The 14,983-nt window shown below is 68.0% G+C and carries 18 protein-coding genes and 1 tRNA gene; 10 read left to right on the top strand and 9 right to left on the bottom strand.

Features of this window, described 5'->3' with window-relative positions; translation table 11 throughout:
* The first annotated feature begins 137 nt into the window (after positions 1-137).
* On the top strand, positions 138-809 hold the full coding sequence (locus ACWZHB_RS09495) for a FadR/GntR family transcriptional regulator (RefSeq protein WP_427907560.1): 672 nt from the start codon (positions 138-140) through the stop codon (positions 807-809).
* Positions 806-1,588 carry an ABC transporter ATP-binding protein gene (locus ACWZHB_RS09490; protein ID WP_427907559.1) on the top strand — a complete coding sequence of 261 codons (783 nt, stop codon included), beginning with the start codon at positions 806-808 and terminating at the stop codon, positions 1,586-1,588. The genes ACWZHB_RS09495 and ACWZHB_RS09490 overlap by 4 nt, the downstream gene beginning before the upstream one ends.
* A 52-nt stretch (positions 1,589-1,640) precedes the next feature.
* Here the strand turns inward: ACWZHB_RS09490 and ACWZHB_RS09485 are convergent, their stop codons facing one another.
* From ACWZHB_RS09485 to ACWZHB_RS09470, 4 genes are read right to left on the bottom strand one after another with little or no spacing between them, the layout of a single operon-like run.
* Positions 1,641-1,946, bottom strand: coding sequence for an ADP-ribosylglycohydrolase family protein (locus ACWZHB_RS09485; RefSeq protein ID WP_427907558.1), 306 nt, complete (start codon positions 1,944-1,946; stop codon positions 1,641-1,643).
* 52 nt (positions 1,947-1,998) lie between these two features.
* Positions 1,999-2,208, bottom strand: a complete 210-nt coding sequence (locus ACWZHB_RS09480; RefSeq protein WP_427907557.1) for a hypothetical protein — start codon at positions 2,206-2,208, stop codon at positions 1,999-2,001.
* Positions 2,209-2,227: 19 nt separating this feature from the next.
* Positions 2,228-2,752: a MepB family protein gene (locus ACWZHB_RS09475; RefSeq protein ID WP_427907556.1), complete on the bottom strand. Its 525-nt coding sequence runs from the start codon at positions 2,750-2,752 to the stop codon at positions 2,228-2,230.
* On the bottom strand, positions 2,736-3,233 hold the full coding sequence (locus ACWZHB_RS09470) for a hypothetical protein (protein WP_427907555.1): 498 nt from the start codon (positions 3,231-3,233) through the stop codon (positions 2,736-2,738). The genes ACWZHB_RS09475 and ACWZHB_RS09470 overlap by 17 nt, the downstream gene beginning before the upstream one ends.
* 58 nt (positions 3,234-3,291) lie before the next feature.
* On the opposite strand from ACWZHB_RS09470, the gene ACWZHB_RS09465 reads away from it, so the two are divergent.
* Entirely contained in the window at positions 3,292-3,903 is a 612-nt protein-coding gene (locus tag ACWZHB_RS09465) for a DinB family protein (RefSeq protein ID WP_427907554.1), read from the top strand.
* Between the two features lies 1 nt (position 3,904).
* On the opposite strand, the gene ACWZHB_RS09460 is transcribed toward ACWZHB_RS09465, so the two are convergent.
* Positions 3,905-4,555 (bottom strand): HAD family hydrolase, encoded by a 651-nt coding sequence (locus ACWZHB_RS09460; RefSeq protein WP_427907553.1) that lies wholly within the window; start codon positions 4,553-4,555, stop codon positions 3,905-3,907.
* Positions 4,556-4,715: 160 nt separating this feature from the next.
* Between ACWZHB_RS09460 and ACWZHB_RS09455 the strand changes: the two genes are divergently transcribed.
* The 7 genes from ACWZHB_RS09455 to ACWZHB_RS09425 all read left to right on the top strand — a co-directional run bounded on the left by ACWZHB_RS09455 (position 4,716) and on the right by ACWZHB_RS09425 (position 12,437).
* Positions 4,716-5,390: a PaaI family thioesterase gene (locus ACWZHB_RS09455; protein WP_427907552.1), complete on the top strand. Its 675-nt coding sequence runs from the start codon at positions 4,716-4,718 to the stop codon at positions 5,388-5,390.
* Positions 5,391-5,578: 188 nt separating this feature from the next.
* A complete protein-coding gene (locus tag ACWZHB_RS09450) occupies positions 5,579-6,355 on the top strand; it encodes a GntR family transcriptional regulator (RefSeq protein ID WP_427907551.1) in 777 nt (258 codons plus the stop codon).
* Entirely contained in the window at positions 6,355-6,582 is a 228-nt protein-coding gene (locus tag ACWZHB_RS09445; protein WP_056816936.1) for a 4Fe-4S dicluster domain-containing protein, read from the top strand. Before ACWZHB_RS09450 ends, ACWZHB_RS09445 begins: the two co-directional genes overlap by 1 nt.
* Before the next feature lie 17 nt (positions 6,583-6,599).
* Positions 6,600-8,030 (top strand): ABC transporter substrate-binding protein, encoded by a 1,431-nt coding sequence (locus ACWZHB_RS09440; RefSeq protein WP_427907550.1) that lies wholly within the window; start codon positions 6,600-6,602, stop codon positions 8,028-8,030.
* Positions 8,027-8,962, top strand: coding sequence for an ABC transporter permease (locus ACWZHB_RS09435; RefSeq protein WP_427907549.1), 936 nt, complete (start codon positions 8,027-8,029; stop codon positions 8,960-8,962). Before ACWZHB_RS09440 ends, ACWZHB_RS09435 begins: the two co-directional genes overlap by 4 nt.
* On the top strand, positions 8,959-9,702 hold the full coding sequence (locus ACWZHB_RS09430) for an ABC transporter ATP-binding protein (RefSeq protein WP_427907548.1): 744 nt from the start codon (positions 8,959-8,961) through the stop codon (positions 9,700-9,702). The genes ACWZHB_RS09435 and ACWZHB_RS09430 overlap by 4 nt, the downstream gene beginning before the upstream one ends.
* Positions 9,699-12,437: a fumarate reductase/succinate dehydrogenase flavoprotein subunit gene (locus ACWZHB_RS09425; RefSeq protein ID WP_427907547.1), complete on the top strand. Its 2,739-nt coding sequence runs from the start codon at positions 9,699-9,701 to the stop codon at positions 12,435-12,437. Before ACWZHB_RS09430 ends, ACWZHB_RS09425 begins: the two co-directional genes overlap by 4 nt.
* A 61-nt stretch (positions 12,438-12,498) precedes the next feature.
* Here the strand turns inward: ACWZHB_RS09425 and ACWZHB_RS09420 are convergent, their stop codons facing one another.
* The 4 genes from ACWZHB_RS09420 to ACWZHB_RS09405 form a co-directional block, all read right to left on the bottom strand.
* Complete coding sequence (locus ACWZHB_RS09420) at positions 12,499-12,864, bottom strand: hypothetical protein (protein ID WP_427907546.1); 366 nt, start codon at positions 12,862-12,864, stop codon at positions 12,499-12,501.
* Positions 12,865-12,961: 97 nt separating this feature from the next.
* Positions 12,962-13,318 (bottom strand): hypothetical protein, encoded by a 357-nt coding sequence (locus tag ACWZHB_RS09415; RefSeq protein WP_427907545.1) that lies wholly within the window; start codon positions 13,316-13,318, stop codon positions 12,962-12,964.
* Between the two features lie 208 nt (positions 13,319-13,526).
* Positions 13,527-13,599: transfer RNA gene (locus tag ACWZHB_RS09410), tRNA-Gln, on the bottom strand.
* 184 nt (positions 13,600-13,783) lie between these two features.
* Positions 13,784-14,980: a GNAT family N-acetyltransferase gene (locus tag ACWZHB_RS09405; protein WP_427907544.1), complete on the bottom strand. Its 1,197-nt coding sequence runs from the start codon at positions 14,978-14,980 to the stop codon at positions 13,784-13,786.
* Positions 14,981-14,983: the final 3 nt, after the last annotated feature.

Below are 14,983 nucleotides of genomic sequence, written 5' to 3'. Positions count from 1 at the left end.
TGACCGGCCATGACGGAGCCCCACGGCGGGGCGGCCGGTCGGTCAGGCCCCGCCGTGGCGGCCGAGAAGAAGCGCGGTGTAGGTCATGATGGGTACACTTCTACCACAACTCCTCAGACAAGTAGAGAGGTCTGCCGGTGGTATCGCAGGTACGACGTCAGCCGCTGGCCGCGCAAGCGGCTGAGCTCCTGCTCGCGCGGGTTCGTGCGGGCGAGTGGCCGCTGGGTCATCGTTTGCCGGGTGAGACGCTGCTCGCCGCTCAGCTCGGTGTCGGCCGATCGACGCTGCGGGAGGCGATCCGGGAGCTCGCGGGCAAAGGTGTGCTCGACAGCAGGCAGGGCTCCGGGGTATTCGTCACCGCGCTCGACGTGGCCGAGGATTGGGATGTCGTGCTCCGTGGCGCCACCATCGCCGCGGTGATCGAGGCGCGCATCGCGATCGAGGCGGAGGCCGCCGCCCTCGCCGCGCAACGGCGCACCCCTGCCGATCTGCGGGCCATCCGGCGCGCGCTCGCGGGTCGCCGTGCCGAAGGCCAGACCGTCGCCGATCACGTCGACGCCGACATGGCATTCCATCGCGCGGTCATCGTGGCCGCGCACAACGACGTGCTCACCCAGCTGTTCGACAGCTTCCTCCCGCGCCTGCGCCTGGCCATGATCGACATGCTCGAGTTGCGCCCGGTCCGCTCCGAGGAGGCCGATCACCGCGCGCACGAGCAGCTCGCCCAGGCGATCGCCGACCGAACCCCCACTGCCGCAGCGGAATTCAGCCGCACCCACCTGTCAACTCTGAAGGAGGCCTTCTCGTGACCGGCGCCCCCGTGATCGAACTCGACGACGTGACCTTCCGCCGAGACGGCAAGAAGATCATCAATGGCATCTCACTGACGGTCCGCGCCGGTGAGCACTGGGCCCTGCTCGGTCCCAACGGCGCGGGCAAGAGCACCCTGCTCGGCTTCTGCGGCGCGGTCACCTTCCCCACCACCGGGGCCGTGCGCGTGCTCGGCGAACAGTTCGGCCGGGTGGAGTTGGCCCGGCTGCGGCGCTCGATCGGCCACGTGAACCCGCGCCATCCGCTGCGCTACGCCCTCACTGTGCGCGAGGTCGTCCTCACCGGGGTCACCGGCACGATCGATACGCCCATGCGCTGGTCGCCGACCCCCGACGACCTCGTCCGTGCCGACGCGATCATCGACACCCTCGGCCTGTCCGGCAAGACCGACGACATCTGGCCCACCCTGTCCCAGGGCGAACGCGGCCGCACCCTGATCGCCCGCGCCCTGATCAGCGACCCCGAAGTCCTGCTCCTTGACGAACCGTCCACCGGCCTCGACCTGGCCGCCCGCGAACAACTCCTCACCACCATCGACACCCTCGATCGCACCCACCCCGAGGTCGCCTCGATCCTGGTCACCCACCACCTCGAGGAACTCCCGAGCACCACCACCCACGCACTGCTGATCGCCGACGGCCACACCGTCGCCGCGGGCCCCGCCACCGATGTCATCACCACCGACCACGTCTCCACCGCCTTCGCCCACCCGATCGAGGTTCGCTACGACGGCCGCTGGAGTGCCCGAGCCCGCTGAACCCGACGTGCGCGTGCGCGTCCGTCGGTCGAGCCCATGACGACACCCACCGCTACCGCTCGTTTCCCGCCGATCGCTCGAATGCCCAGGCGGGCAGAGATTCGCACGCATCGAGCCACTCTCGCGGAACTCCGTGGACCGAGCCGCAGTCTCCGGCACCGGTGTGGGCTGCGACGATGCCGCCGACGATCGCGGCCGTGGTGTCGACGTCGCCACCGGCTTCGACACAAGCGGTGACGGCGCGTGGATAGTCCTCGAGATAGGTGGCGGCTACCCACAGCGTGAAGGGCGGTGAGCCCATCGACCAGGTACGGCTCGACAGCCTGCAGCAATTCGTCTGGCGTACAGCCCTTTTCACGGGTCTCCGTGGCATACGCGGCGGCAACCGCCGCAACACGAACTCCCGTCGGCTATACCAGCTCGACCTCGTCGAATCCAACGGTCAGCTTGTGCCGGCGCTCGCGCAGGACATTTCCCTCGCAGTGCACAGTCCCCTCCCCGAATTCGATCCGTAGCTCCGACCGCCGAGCGTCGACCTCTCGGACAACCCCGCAGACGCCGCTGAAAGGACCGGCCGGAAAGTACACGACGTCGCCCGGCCCGTATTCGGTAATCCCCACGGCGCCACTGTAATCCATGTCAGTGGGTGTCGGTGGCGCGCAGCGAAGGACGTACGGGTACATACAGATTTTCGGCCTGCCGCATGTCGAGATTCTCGAGGTCGAGAAAGTAGGCGGATTGCCATTTCTGGGACCTGTGCGCCTGCTTGTTCTCGGTCACCGACCACGGTGGATACAGACGAAATCCGCGTTTGCCGCCGCGGCCCGCGACCGACACGATCCCGTGTTCGACGAGTGCGTTTCGGGAGAACACGAATTGGCCGACACGTGGTTCTTCGCGGACTGTGATCACCAGTAGATCAACGCCGTCCTCGTCGGCGAAGGGCTGCGTCGAGCCGTCGTCGGCACGCTGCCACACGGAAACGAACAGGCCCACTTTCGCCGGAGTCCGCTTACCCACCCGGAACCGGACCGTGCCATGGCCGACCCTGGACACGAAGGCTCCGTACTCTGCATTCTCCACCTCGGGAACAGCAGCCGACATGTCCAGTCCCAGCAGGGTGATGAGGCTGCGCGCCGCGAGAACGTCAGGGTGCGGGGTCATCCGAGCCTTCGAAGTCGAGGTCGAAGTCGTTGAGGAGTTCGTCGGCTCGGGACAGGGCTTGGTCGAGTTCGTCGGTGACGGAGTCCATCAGGGATATGCCGTCGAGCATGTCGGACAGTTCGGTGTGGAGGGCATGGAGCTCGGCGATCGAAGGGTCGACAGTGGTCCAGACGACGGTGTCGGACCACCAGGTGTCGCGTTGGATCCACGACCACATGATGTCGCGGACCAGGAGTGCGTCGCTGGTGAACAGCTGGCGATGTTCGGAGCCGGTGGTGTGCTCGAGTTCGTAGGTGCCGTCGTCGAGGTAGCGCGCCTGGATGTGGTCCGTCGGGGTCCGCGTGAGGAGGAGGAAGGGATGCTCGGGGGCCGGATCGGTGGCCGCGGCGCCGGGGCGGGCGGGGTCGACGGGGTGCGGGGCATCGGAGCCGTCACCGACGTGGACTACGACTTCGGGCTGGTCGTCGCGCTGGTCACCCATCGGGCCAGTGTGCCGGATCGGCGATGACCTCGGACAACCGGACCGATGAATCGGTGACGTGTACAGCGAGCATGACGTCCTGGCCGGAACCGAGCCACTGAAATTCCGGCTGCGCCACATCATGACGGCGGGTAGCCTCGCCCCGATGACGTGGAAAGCGCCCGAGATCGAGCCGACCAGAACCCTGGTAGGTGCGGATGAACGACCGATGTTGCAGTCCTGGTTGGACTTTCACCGTCAGACCCTGCTCGGCAAATGCGGCGGCCTCGACGGCGAGCAGCTCGCCGCGCGCTCGGTGGAGCCGTCCTCGCTCTCGCTGCTCGGCCTCGTCCGGCACCTCACCGAGGTGGAGCGGGGCTGGTTCCGGTTGTCGGCCGCCGGCGAGGATGTCGAACCGGTCTACAGCACCGATGACGAGCCCGACGCCGACTTCGACGACCTCACGTCAGTGCCCGCCGAGGCGGTCTTCGCCACGTTCCACGCCGAGGTCGCCGCCTGTGACGCCGCCGTCGCCTCGCTCTCGCTCGACCACGTGTTCCACGTCCCGTGGCGTAGCGACGACTACACCCTGCGCTGGGTGTATCTGCACATGATCGAGGAATACGCCCGCCACAACGGCCATGCCGACCTGTTGCGCGAGCGGACCGACGGGGTCACCGGCAGCTTCTGAGTCAGCCGGTGATCACTTCGGGGGTGAGCTCGTGGAGATCGCCGATGACCGCGTCGGCCAGGGCGAGGGCGTCGGGGTGTGGCGGGAACTCCGGACGCGGCGCCGCGATCAGGCGCATTCCGGCGTTGTGCGCGGAGGTCAGCCCGTTGGTCGAATCCTCCACGGCCGTACAGTCTTTCGGTTCCACGCCGAGCCGCTGCGCGACGGTCAGATAAACATCGGGTGCCGGCTTGCCGCGACCGACCTCCTCGGTGGACAGCACCACACCGAAATAGTCGAGCAGCCCGGCCTTCGCGAGCACCAGATCGATCAGGGTGGCCGGTGAGGAGCTGGCCAGGCCGAGTTTCCAGGAACCCGCGCACCTTTGCACCGCCTCGACGGCGCCGGGCAGCAGCGGGACGTGGTGCGCGTATTTGTCGGCCATCAGATCGATGACGTCGGCGGCCACCTTTTCGGGGGGCTCAGCCACGCCCAGGTCGTCGGCCAGGTACGACGACCACTCGACGGTGTTCATCCCCATCATCTTCTTCTGCGAATCCGGTTGCCACCGGCCACCTTTGAGGATGACGTATTCGTTCCTGACCTGTTCCCAGATGGGCTCGGAATCGATCAGCACGCCGTCCATGTCGAACACAACCGCCGCGTTACCCATGTGCTCAGCCTTTCGCCACTCACCCGGAAACGGCACCACCGGCGGTGCGCCGACTCTCCGGAAACCTTGGAGACCTACTCGGTGATCGGCATCCACCCTAGTTGACCCGACACCGATCCCCGACGCGAACAACCAGCTCGGCAGCGATAACGTGTTACATATGGACGATACACAGGTCGGCAGCTCGCTCCCGGACGAGAAGCATCACGAAGGCGGATTCCGGCCGGTTGCCGAGCTGATCCAGGCGCGCAAAGACCGCGACGCCGACAACACGGTGGGCGGACCGCACTACGGCGAACTGATCGAACAGGTCCGCGAGCTGATGGATCGGGCGCGACTGGTCAACCCGTCCGACGAGCTCGCCAAGGAGGCCATCGCCACCCTCGAGCAGCTCAATGCCCGCCTCGACGAGGCGGTGGTGGACGAGTGGTCCTCGCCCAGCTGGACCCGCACCGACCTGCCCGCGCGCGGCAACATCACGTTGCCGCCGTACACGGTGGTCAGCGGCGACCGCGACGGCGTCACCGCGAAAGTCACCTTCCGCACCTTCCACCTGGGCGGCAACAACGCCGCACACGGCGGGCACATCGCGCTCGCCTTCGACGACATCATCGGTATGACCGCCGCGCTGTCCACGAAGTCCGTGACCCGCACGGCCTCGCTCACCCTGGACTACCGATCGATCACCCCGCTCAACCGCGAGCTCACCGTGCGCGCGTGGACCGAGCGCGTCGAGGGCCGCAAGGTGTATCTACGGGCGACTCTGCACGACGGCGACCGGTTATGCGCCGAGGCGAAGGGGTTGTTCATCGTGCTCAAGGCCGGCCAGCCCTGACCCACCGCCGACATTGCGATCGACGTGATCGCAATGTCGGCCGCACGGCCCGAGGTGGCGCAATAGCAGTTTCCGGTCGGATACGCGCAGGTCGCGCGAACCGCCACCCGGCGTAGAAACATCCCCTGAATTCGCACCCGAATCGCGGCGGGACGGGTGCCCCACAATCGCCGCTATCGTCGCTGTTCATGCAGGTCAGCGAGAAAACAGGGGCTCCGGAGCCCACCCCGATCCGGGGCCAGCGCGCCGATCGGGCGCGTCGGGTGGCCGATATCCTGCGCCACCAGATCCTGGCGGGCGCCGTGCGTGGCACCGTGCCCGGCGAGCAGGAGCTCGCCGCCGAGCACGGCACCTCCCGCAATACCGTGCGCGAAGCGCTGGCGCTGCTGCGCGACGAGGGACTCATCGATCGCGCCCCGAAACTCGGCACCCGGGTCGCCGCCCGCAAGTTCGACCACGGCCTGGACGCCCTACTCGGCCTACAGGAGACGCTCACCGGGCACGGCACCGTCCGCAACGAGGTCCGGGCCGCCACCACGATCACCGCTCCCCCGGCCGTCGCGCGCCGGCTCGCGCTGACGCCGGGCGACAAGGTCGTCTACATCGAACGGCTGCGGTTTCTCGCCGAGCTGCCGCTGAGCCTCGACCTCACCTATCTCGCGCCCGATGTCGGCGCCGAAGTGCTCGCCCACGATCTCGAGACCACCGACGTGTTCGTGCTGCTCGAACAGGTCACCGGCCGGTCGCTGGGCGCCGCCGACCTCGCGCTGGAAGCTGTCGCGGCCGACCCGCACACCGCGACCACCCTGGATACCCCGGCCGGTGCGCCGCTGCTGATGCTCGAACGCCTCACCCACCTCGACGACGGCCGTCCCGTCGACCTCGAATACATCCGCATGCGCGGTGACCGCATCACCATGCGCGGCCACCTCACCCGCAGCTCCCCCGAATGGAAGGTCCTGTAATGGCACTGGTCCCCCAGCGCGCCGACGTCCCGGTGACGATCGACGAATCACTGTGCATCACCGGCTGCACGCTCTGCGTCGACATGTGTCCACTCGATTCCCTTGCCATTCACGACGATTCGGGCAAGGCCTACATGCACGTCGACGAGTGCTGGTACTGCGGGCCGTGCGCGGCCCGCTGCCCCACCGGCGCCGTCACCGTCAACATGCCCTATCTGCTCCGCTGACACACGGGAACCCACGCATGAAGATCACTCGATTCGCCCCTGTCGCACTGGCTCTCGCGCTCACCGCGACGGGCTGCTCGCTCGAGAATTCCGACGCCGCGCCGTCGGGCACGGTCAAGCTCGTCATCGGCTATCAGTCCAAGACCATCAATACCGTCACCGCGGGCACGCTGCTGAAAGCGCAGGGATACCTGGAACAGCGGTTGCAGAAGATCACCGACGGTGGTGGCGCGAAATATCAGGTGGAATGGCAGGACTACGACACCGGCGCGCCGATCACCGCCCAGATGGTGGCCGAGAAGATCGATATCGGCTCGATGGGCGACTATCCGTTGCTGATCAACGGTTCTCGCACGCAGGCCAGCGAACGCGCACGCACCGAGCTGGTGTCGATCACCGGCTACAACCCCAAGGGCGCGCTGAACATGGTTGTGGTGCCCAATGATTCACCGGCCCGCTCGCTCACCGACCTCGCCGGGCAGAAGATCTCGGCCAGCGTGGGCTCAGCGGGGCACGGCACACTGGTACAGGCGCTGTCGCGGGCCGGCATCGATCCGGCCAAGGGTGTAGAGGTGCTCAACCAGCAGCCGCAGATCGGGGCGACGGCGCTGGAATCACATCAGGTGAGCGCGCTTTCGCAGTTCGTGGCGTGGCCCGGGCTGCTGGTGCAGCAGAACAAGGCCAAGCTGCTCTACGACGGCGCGGAGCTCGGTGTGCCGACTTTCCACGGGGTGGTCGCTCGCCGTGCCTACGCGGCTGATCATCCCGAGGTGTTGCAGGCGTTCCTGGCGGCGCAGTTGGATGCGACCACGTTCCTCAACGAGCGGCCCTTCGAGGCAGCGGATCTCGTCGCGAAGGGGTCCGGCCTGCCGCAGGAGGTCGTGTATCTCTACAACGGTCCGGGCGGCACCAGTTTCGACACCACGCTCAAGGCGAACCTGATCGCGGCGTTCCGCGATGATGTGAATTATCTGAAGTCGATCGGAGACTTCGCCGATCTCGACATCGACGCGTTCGTCCAGGACGGGCCGTTGCGCACCGCCTTCGCGGAGACCGGTCGTGGAGATTACGACGCCGCGCTGGCATCTGGGGTCAACCCGAGCAAGGTGACCGGTACCGATCCGATCTGCGCTGTGCCCGTCAGTGATTCGGCACTGGCCGGTGAAATCTGGGTCGAGGGCGCCGACAAGCCCCAGCCGGCCGCGAACCCCGGGTGCTTGTTGCGGGCGGTGCAGGCGGCGAAGGCGCAGGGCAAGACGATTCGCGCGGTGTATGTCCCCGATGCCGAGCTGGGGACTCGCTGGTTCGCCGACAAGGCCCTCTGGTTGCGCGAGGGCGCGCGGTATCTACCGTTCACCACCCAGGCCGCGGCCGATCGCTACCGCGCCACCCATCCCGGCGCCGCACCGATCTCCTACGAGCAGGCCGTCACGGAAGTCCGCGGATGAGCACAGTTTCCGGACCGGCCGCTCCGGCGGACACCGATCCCCATGCGCCCGAATTACACACTGCCACTTCCGATTCGACAAACAGTGTGAACAGCACAGTCCACCTCAGTTCGCATCCCGATACTTCCGCGCTCCACGTAGGCGACAGTGACTCCCGATCGGTCTGGGTGTCGCGAACGATCCGCGTCGCCTCGGTCGCGGCGGCGATCGGCCTGTGGCAGTTGCTCACCGCGGGCGATGTCCGCGCGGGCCTCCGGTTCGACACCCTGCCGACCGTGACCGAGATCGTCGCCGAGTTCGGTGAACATCTCGGGACCGGGCAGTACTACCTCGACGTGGCGCAATCGCTCATCCGGATCGTCACCGGATTCGGACTGGCCGCGGTCGTCGGTGTGCTGGCAGGCATCGGCCTCGGCCGGTCGCGGCTGCTGGCCGAGGTGTTCGGGTCGCTGGCCGAGCTGATCCGGCCGATTCCGGCGATCGCGCTGGTCCCGGTCGCGATCCTGCTGTTCCCCAGCGACGAATCCGGGATCGTGTTCATCACCTTCACCGCGTCGCTGTTCCCGGTGCTGGTGAGCACCCGGCATGCGACGCGGGCGCTGCCGACCATCTGGGAGGACGCGATCCGCACGCTGGGCGCGTCGCGGCGGGAAGTTCTGACGAGGGTTGTCGTGCCCGGCATCCTGCCCGGTGTGTTCAGTGGGCTGTCGGTCGGGATGGGTGTGGCCTGGATCTGCCTGATCTCGGCGGAGATGATCTCCGGGCGACTCGGCATCGGCTACCGCACCTGGCAGTCCTACACCATCGTCGACTACCCGGCCGTGTTCGTCGGGATGATCACCATCGGTGTGCTCGGTTTCCTCACCTCCGGAATCGTCGAACTGGCAGGCCGCCGGGTGACCCGCTGGCTGCCGCGAGAGGTTGCCTCATGACCACGACCACCGCCGCGCCCGCCGTCTCGGTCGGCATGCGCTTGGACCTCGAGTCCGTGCGGATCAGCTTCGGCCGCAAAACCGTGGTGCACGACCTGGATCTGACGGTCGCGGCCGGGGAGATCCTGGTCCTGGTCGGAAAATCCGGCTGCGGGAAGTCGACCCTGTTGCGCGCGATCGCCGGCCTGTGCAAGCCCGCCGCCGGGGTGATCCGCGCCGATGAGGACACCGTCACCGGTCCGTCGGCCGATCGCGCGCTGGTGTTCCAGGACGACGCGCTGCTGCCGTGGCGCACCGCTCGCGCCAATATCGATCTGGCGCTGCGCCTTCGGGGAGTCGCGCGCAGCGACCGTGCGGCGCGTTCGCAACGCTGGCTCGACGAGGTCGGGCTCAGCGGCTACGCCGACTATCTGCCGCGCGATCTGTCGGGCGGGATGCGTCAACGAGTTCAGCTCGCGCGCAGCCTGGCGGGTTCGCCGCGCGCGGTGCTCATGGACGAGCCGTTCGGCGCGCTCGACAGCCAGACCCGTGCCGAGATGCAGCGCTTGCTCGTCGACACCTGGCGGGGGCACCCGACCACGATCGTTTTCGTCACCCACGACCTCGACGAAGCCCTGCTGCTCGGCGACCGGATCGCCGTACTCGGCGCGGGTTCGCTGCGCGCGGTCGTCGAGGTGCCCGACCCGCGCGAACCGGTGGACCGGAGCGCCCTGCGGGCCCGAATCCTGGAGACTCTGTGAACATTCCCGAACTGTCCGACCGCGTTCGCCTCGACTGCGATGTGCTCGTCATCGGTGGCGGCACCGCGGGCACCATGGCCGCGCTCACCGCCGCCGAAGCCGGCGCGAACGTGCTACTGCTCGAGAAGGCGCACGTGCGCCATTCCGGTGCGCTCGCCATGGGGATGGACGGTGTGAACAACGCCGTCATCCCGGGCAAGGCCGAGCCGGAGGACTACGTCGCCGAGATCACCCGCGCCAACGACGGCATCGTCGACCAGCGCACCGTGTATCAAACGGCGACACGGGGTTTCGCGATGGTGCAGCGCCTCGAGCGGTACGGGGTGAAGTTCGAGAAGGACGAATACGGCGAGTACGCGGTGCGCCGGGTGCACCGGTCCGGTTCGTATGTGCTGCCGATGCCCGAGGGCAAGGACGTGAAGAAGGCGCTGTATCGCGTACTGCGGCAACGGAAGATGCGCGAGCGGATCCGCATCGAGAACCGGCTGATGCCGGTGCGGGTGCTCACCGCCGGCGGCCGCGCGGTGGGGGCGGCCGCGTTGAATACACGCACCGGTGAATTCGTCGAGGTGGCCGCGAAAGCGGTGATCCTGGCGACGGGACCCTGTGGTCGGCTCGGTCTGCCCGCGTCGGGGTATCTGTACGGCACCTACGAGAACCCCACCAACGCCGGTGACGGCTACTCGATGGCCTACCACGCCGGCGCGGAACTCTCCGGGATCGAGTGCTTCCAGATCAACCCGCTCATCAAGGACTACAACGGCCCCGCCTGCGCGTATGTGGCCAACCCGTTCGGTGGCTATCAGGTCAACGCCGAGGGTGAGCGTTTCGTCGATTCCGACTATTGGTCGGGCCAGATGATGGCCGAGGTGAAGCAGGAGATCGAATCCGCGCGTGGGCCCATCTATCTCAAGGTCTCACACCTGCCGGATGAGACGCTGTCGACGCTCGAATCGATTCTGCACACCACCGAGAGGCCGACGCGCGGAACCTTCCACGCCAATCGAGGCCACGACTACCGCACCCACGATATCGAGATGCACATCTCCGAGATCGGTTTGTGCGGTGGACATTCCGCCTCGGGAGTATGGGTGGACGAGCACGCGCGAACCACCCTGCCCGGCCTGTACGCGGCGGGCGACCTGGCGTGCGTGCCACACAACTACATGATCGGTGCCTTCGTGTACGGCGACCTGGCCGGTGCGCACGCGGCCTCGACCCTGACCGAGCTCGATCCGCCCGCCGAACTTCCCGAGGATCAGCTCGCCGAAGCACACGAGCTGATCTATCGGCCCTTGCGTCAGCCAGCGGGCCCGCCCCAACCGCAGGTCGAATACAAGCTGCGCCGGTTCGTGAACGATTATGTGGCGCCGCCGAAAACGGCCGCCAAGCTGTCGATCGCTGTCGAGACCTTCGAGCGGATGCGCGCCGAAGTCGACGGAATCGGCGCGCGGACACCCCACGAACTCATGCGTGCCGTGGAAGTGCAGTTCATTCGGGACTGCGCCGAAATGGCCTCGCGCAGTTCGCTGACCCGCACCGAGTCGCGGTGGGGGCTCTATCACGACCGTGCCGATCTGCCCGAGCGTGATGACGAGTCGTGGAATTTCCACCTGAACCTGCGCAAGACCGTCGACGGGGCGATGGAATTCGTCAAGCGTTCGGTAGCGCCCTACCTGGTTCCGGTTCCCGGTCTCGACGATGTGCCCTCGGCCGAGCCGATCGTCGAGGTGATCGCGCAGCCCGATCTGGTGGGGACACGAGCACCGCAGCGAGAGGCGCCCACGCGCGTCGAAGTCGCGCCGGTGTCACCGTCCTCACCTCGCCTGGTCACCCTGCTCGCCCTGGATTCACCTGCGGTCGAGGATCTTTCGAGCTATTTCTCCGATTTCGACCCGGTGGTGCGGGTCGCGGCGCTGTCGGTGCTCACCGAGCACACCCCCGACGGGTTCGCCGATGAGCTGGTGCGGGCGCTGGGTGATGAGGCTGCCTCGGTGCGCCGAGCAGCCACCGAGAGTCTGCGGGAACTCGTGGAAGTACTGGCGGGGCCAGGCGCTCTGGCCGAGCATCTCGGCTCCCCCGATCCCCTGGTTCGCGCGACCGTCATCGACCTGCTGCGCGCGCTGCGGGCGGGGTCGGCACTCGATTACCGTGCGGCACTGGGTGATACCGATCATCGAGTCAGGATCGAGGCGGTGCGCGCTCTGGTCTCGCTCGACGACGCCGATGCGGTGTCCTCGATCGCGAGCGATGTCAACCGCGAGGTGCGCATCGCGGTCGCGCACGGACTCGCCTCGATCGGGCACGGCGGCGTCGAGGTGATCCGTGTGCTCACGAACGACCCCGATCCGCTGGTCCGCGCTGCCGCACTCACCGCGTACGCGGCACTCGGCACGGCCGATGAGGATGTCGCCGAACTCGGTGCGGCACTGCGGCATTCCGCCTGGCAGGTCCGTGTCGGAGCTGCGCGCGGACTGGCAGGTTCGACCCCGGAGGCCGGCGTGGCGCCGTTGGGCGAGGCACTCGCCGACCGTCACCTCGACGTTCGCAAGGCCGCGGTACTGGCCCTGTCCACCTGGCCGAACAGCGCGGCCGCCCTCGACGCGCTGGAGTCGGCGGTCACCGATCCCGACGCCGACGTCCGCGCCTACGCGCGCCGCGCGGTGACTGCCGCGGGTCGCGCGCCGTCCGACGCTGCGCGCACCGATGCCACCCTGACGGAGGCCGGCGCGTGACCGGCGACTCGTCCGGGCGTCACCACCCGCCGGGGTCCGGTTCGCTCAGGATTATCACAGCTCACCGTCGGTAGGCTGGCCCGATGAGCGCACTTCCTGCCCCGCTGGTGACGGTCACCGACGACCTGGACGCGGTGACGACGATCGGCCACGAGGACGATCCGGCCGACGTCGGGTCCTCGCGTGCCGATGTCGAGGCGATCTGGGGCTCGGTGCGCGCGTGGTACGCGATGGGCACGACGCCCGCCATCCAGGTGTGTCTGCGGCGCAACGGCGGGATCGTCCTGAACCGGACGATCGGGCATGGATGGGGCAACGCACCGAGCGACGGACCGGACGCCGAGAAGATCCTGGCGACCCCGCAGACGCCGTTCTGCGGGTTCTCCACCGCGAAGGGCGTCGCCGCCACCGTGATGTTCATGCTCATCGAGCAGGGCGCCTTCGGACTGGACGACCGAGTGTCGGACCATATTCCCGAGTTCGCGGCCAACCGCAAGGGCGGCATCACCGTCGGCGACGTGCTGTCACATTCGGCGGGCATCCCGTTCATCACCGCACCGCACAGCGGAACCGCGGCCGTCCTCGACGAGGACCTGGCCGTGGCCGCTCTCACAGATCTGGTGCCGAGCTGGGCGCCCGGCCGCTTTCGCGTCTACCACGCGTTGACCAGCGGATTGATCCAGCGCCTGCTCGTGCAACGCGCGACCGGCAAGCGGATGCGTGAGCACCTGGCCGAGCAGGTGCTCACACCACTGGGCTTCCGCTGGAACAACTTCGGCGTCGATCCCGCCGACGTGGACCAGGTCGTGCCGAGCGTGAAGACCGGACCACCGCAGCCGCGCCTGGCCCGCTTCCTGGCGAACAAGGCCCTCGGCGGCCACCTGGACAAGGCGTCGAAGTCGACCAACGACGCGTTCCTCGCCGCCGAACTCCCCTCCGGCAACCTGGTCACCACCGCCTTCGAACTCTCCCGCTTCTACGAAATCCTCGCGCGCGGTGGCGAATTGGACGGCACGAGAATCATCGAGCCCGACACCCTGCGCACCGCGATCGCGCCCGCCGATCGCATGCCCGGCCTGGCCGGTCGGGTCAGCCGCGCCGGATTCGAACTGGGCGCCCGCCGATCCAAATTCGGCCGCGACACCGGATCGCACTTCGGCCGCAGCGGCCTCACCACCCAGTACGGCTGGGCCGACCCCGACCGAGGCCTGTCGGGCGCCATCCTGACCAACGGCAAGGCGACCACCGACCTCGATCGACCGTGGCGGTTGGTCGCCCAGATTTCCGGCAGTGTGCGCCCGCTGGCCCCGGTCGATCGGCTCTTCCGTCCCTGACGGTGCCTTCGCTCAGAAGAAGGTCCCGCTGAAAGGCAGCTCGGGGGTGACGAACAGGTTGTCGGCGGCATCGACGCCACCCGCACGATGCTCGACGACGCGTCCGGCCAGGGCGAGCTGGCGCCAGGTCGACCCGCCGAGGTAGACCGCACCGAGGGTGGCGACGTCAACGGTGACATCGGCGGGGTCGTCGACCCGGGTCACCTGATCCGCGCAGATCCGGTAGCGGCCGCTGTTGGCGGTGCGAATCGGATCGGCTACCTCGACGATCACCGGCGGCGCGTCCCGATAGGTGCGGCGGGCCAGTGCGGTGGGGACATCGACGAGCCGCAGCCAGGTTTCGTCGTGCACCGACGCGACGGCGACCGCGCGTTCGTCGGTGAACAGGTGCCGCAACGGCGCGTCCACCGGCGCGAACGCGAAGGTCACCTTGTCGACGAGATCGACCGAGAGCAGATGCCGGATCAGCCCGAGGTAGGCCTGCGGGGTGGTGGCGACGAGGTCGTCGACGACGATCGTGCGGTCGCGGCTGCTGAACCAGTTCGCGGTGTCGACCGGGTGATAGCGCGCGAAGCCGTCCTCGGCGCCGGTGGGGCCGTGCGTCACCGTGTACACCGGTTCGGCCGCGGTGCGTTCCTTGCCCTTCCACCAGTATTCGGGACGGTCGATCGCACCGGTCCAGGAGATCTCGGCGGTCGCGTAGATCTGGGAGAACAGCTTCCACGCGTCGGCCGGTTCGACGAACCGCACCGGGCCGGACGGCGGCACCGTGTCACGCAGGCGCGCTCGACCGCGCAGAAGATCCAGGCGCGCGAAAGCGCTCGCCACGCCGTAGCCGAAACGCTCGTAGATCGAGCCCTCGGACGCGCGCAGAGTTGCCATCACTTCACCCCGCTCGGCGATGTCGTCGAGCTGTCGGCGCAGCAGGGCGGTGAGCACTCCGCGCCGGGTATGGGTCGGCAGCACGCCGACATGTGTGACAGCGGCGTGTGGCAGGCGCGCACCACCGGGGACGACCAGCCAGCTGGTGTAGGAATCGGCGGTACCGACCAGGCGCCCGTCGATCCGCGCACCGAGCGTGCGGCCCGGTTCGGACAGGTGATCGCTCTGTGGCGGCAACGGCGGCAATCCCACCATCGCCGCCCGGAACAGCGCGCTCGCCGCGGACAGGTCGTCGTCGCCGCGCAGGGTTTCTACGTCAACAGCCATCCC

It is taken from the genome of Nocardia sp. FBN12, from assembly GCF_054031145.1.
This window is presented reverse-complemented; position numbering and strand designations above follow the sequence as displayed.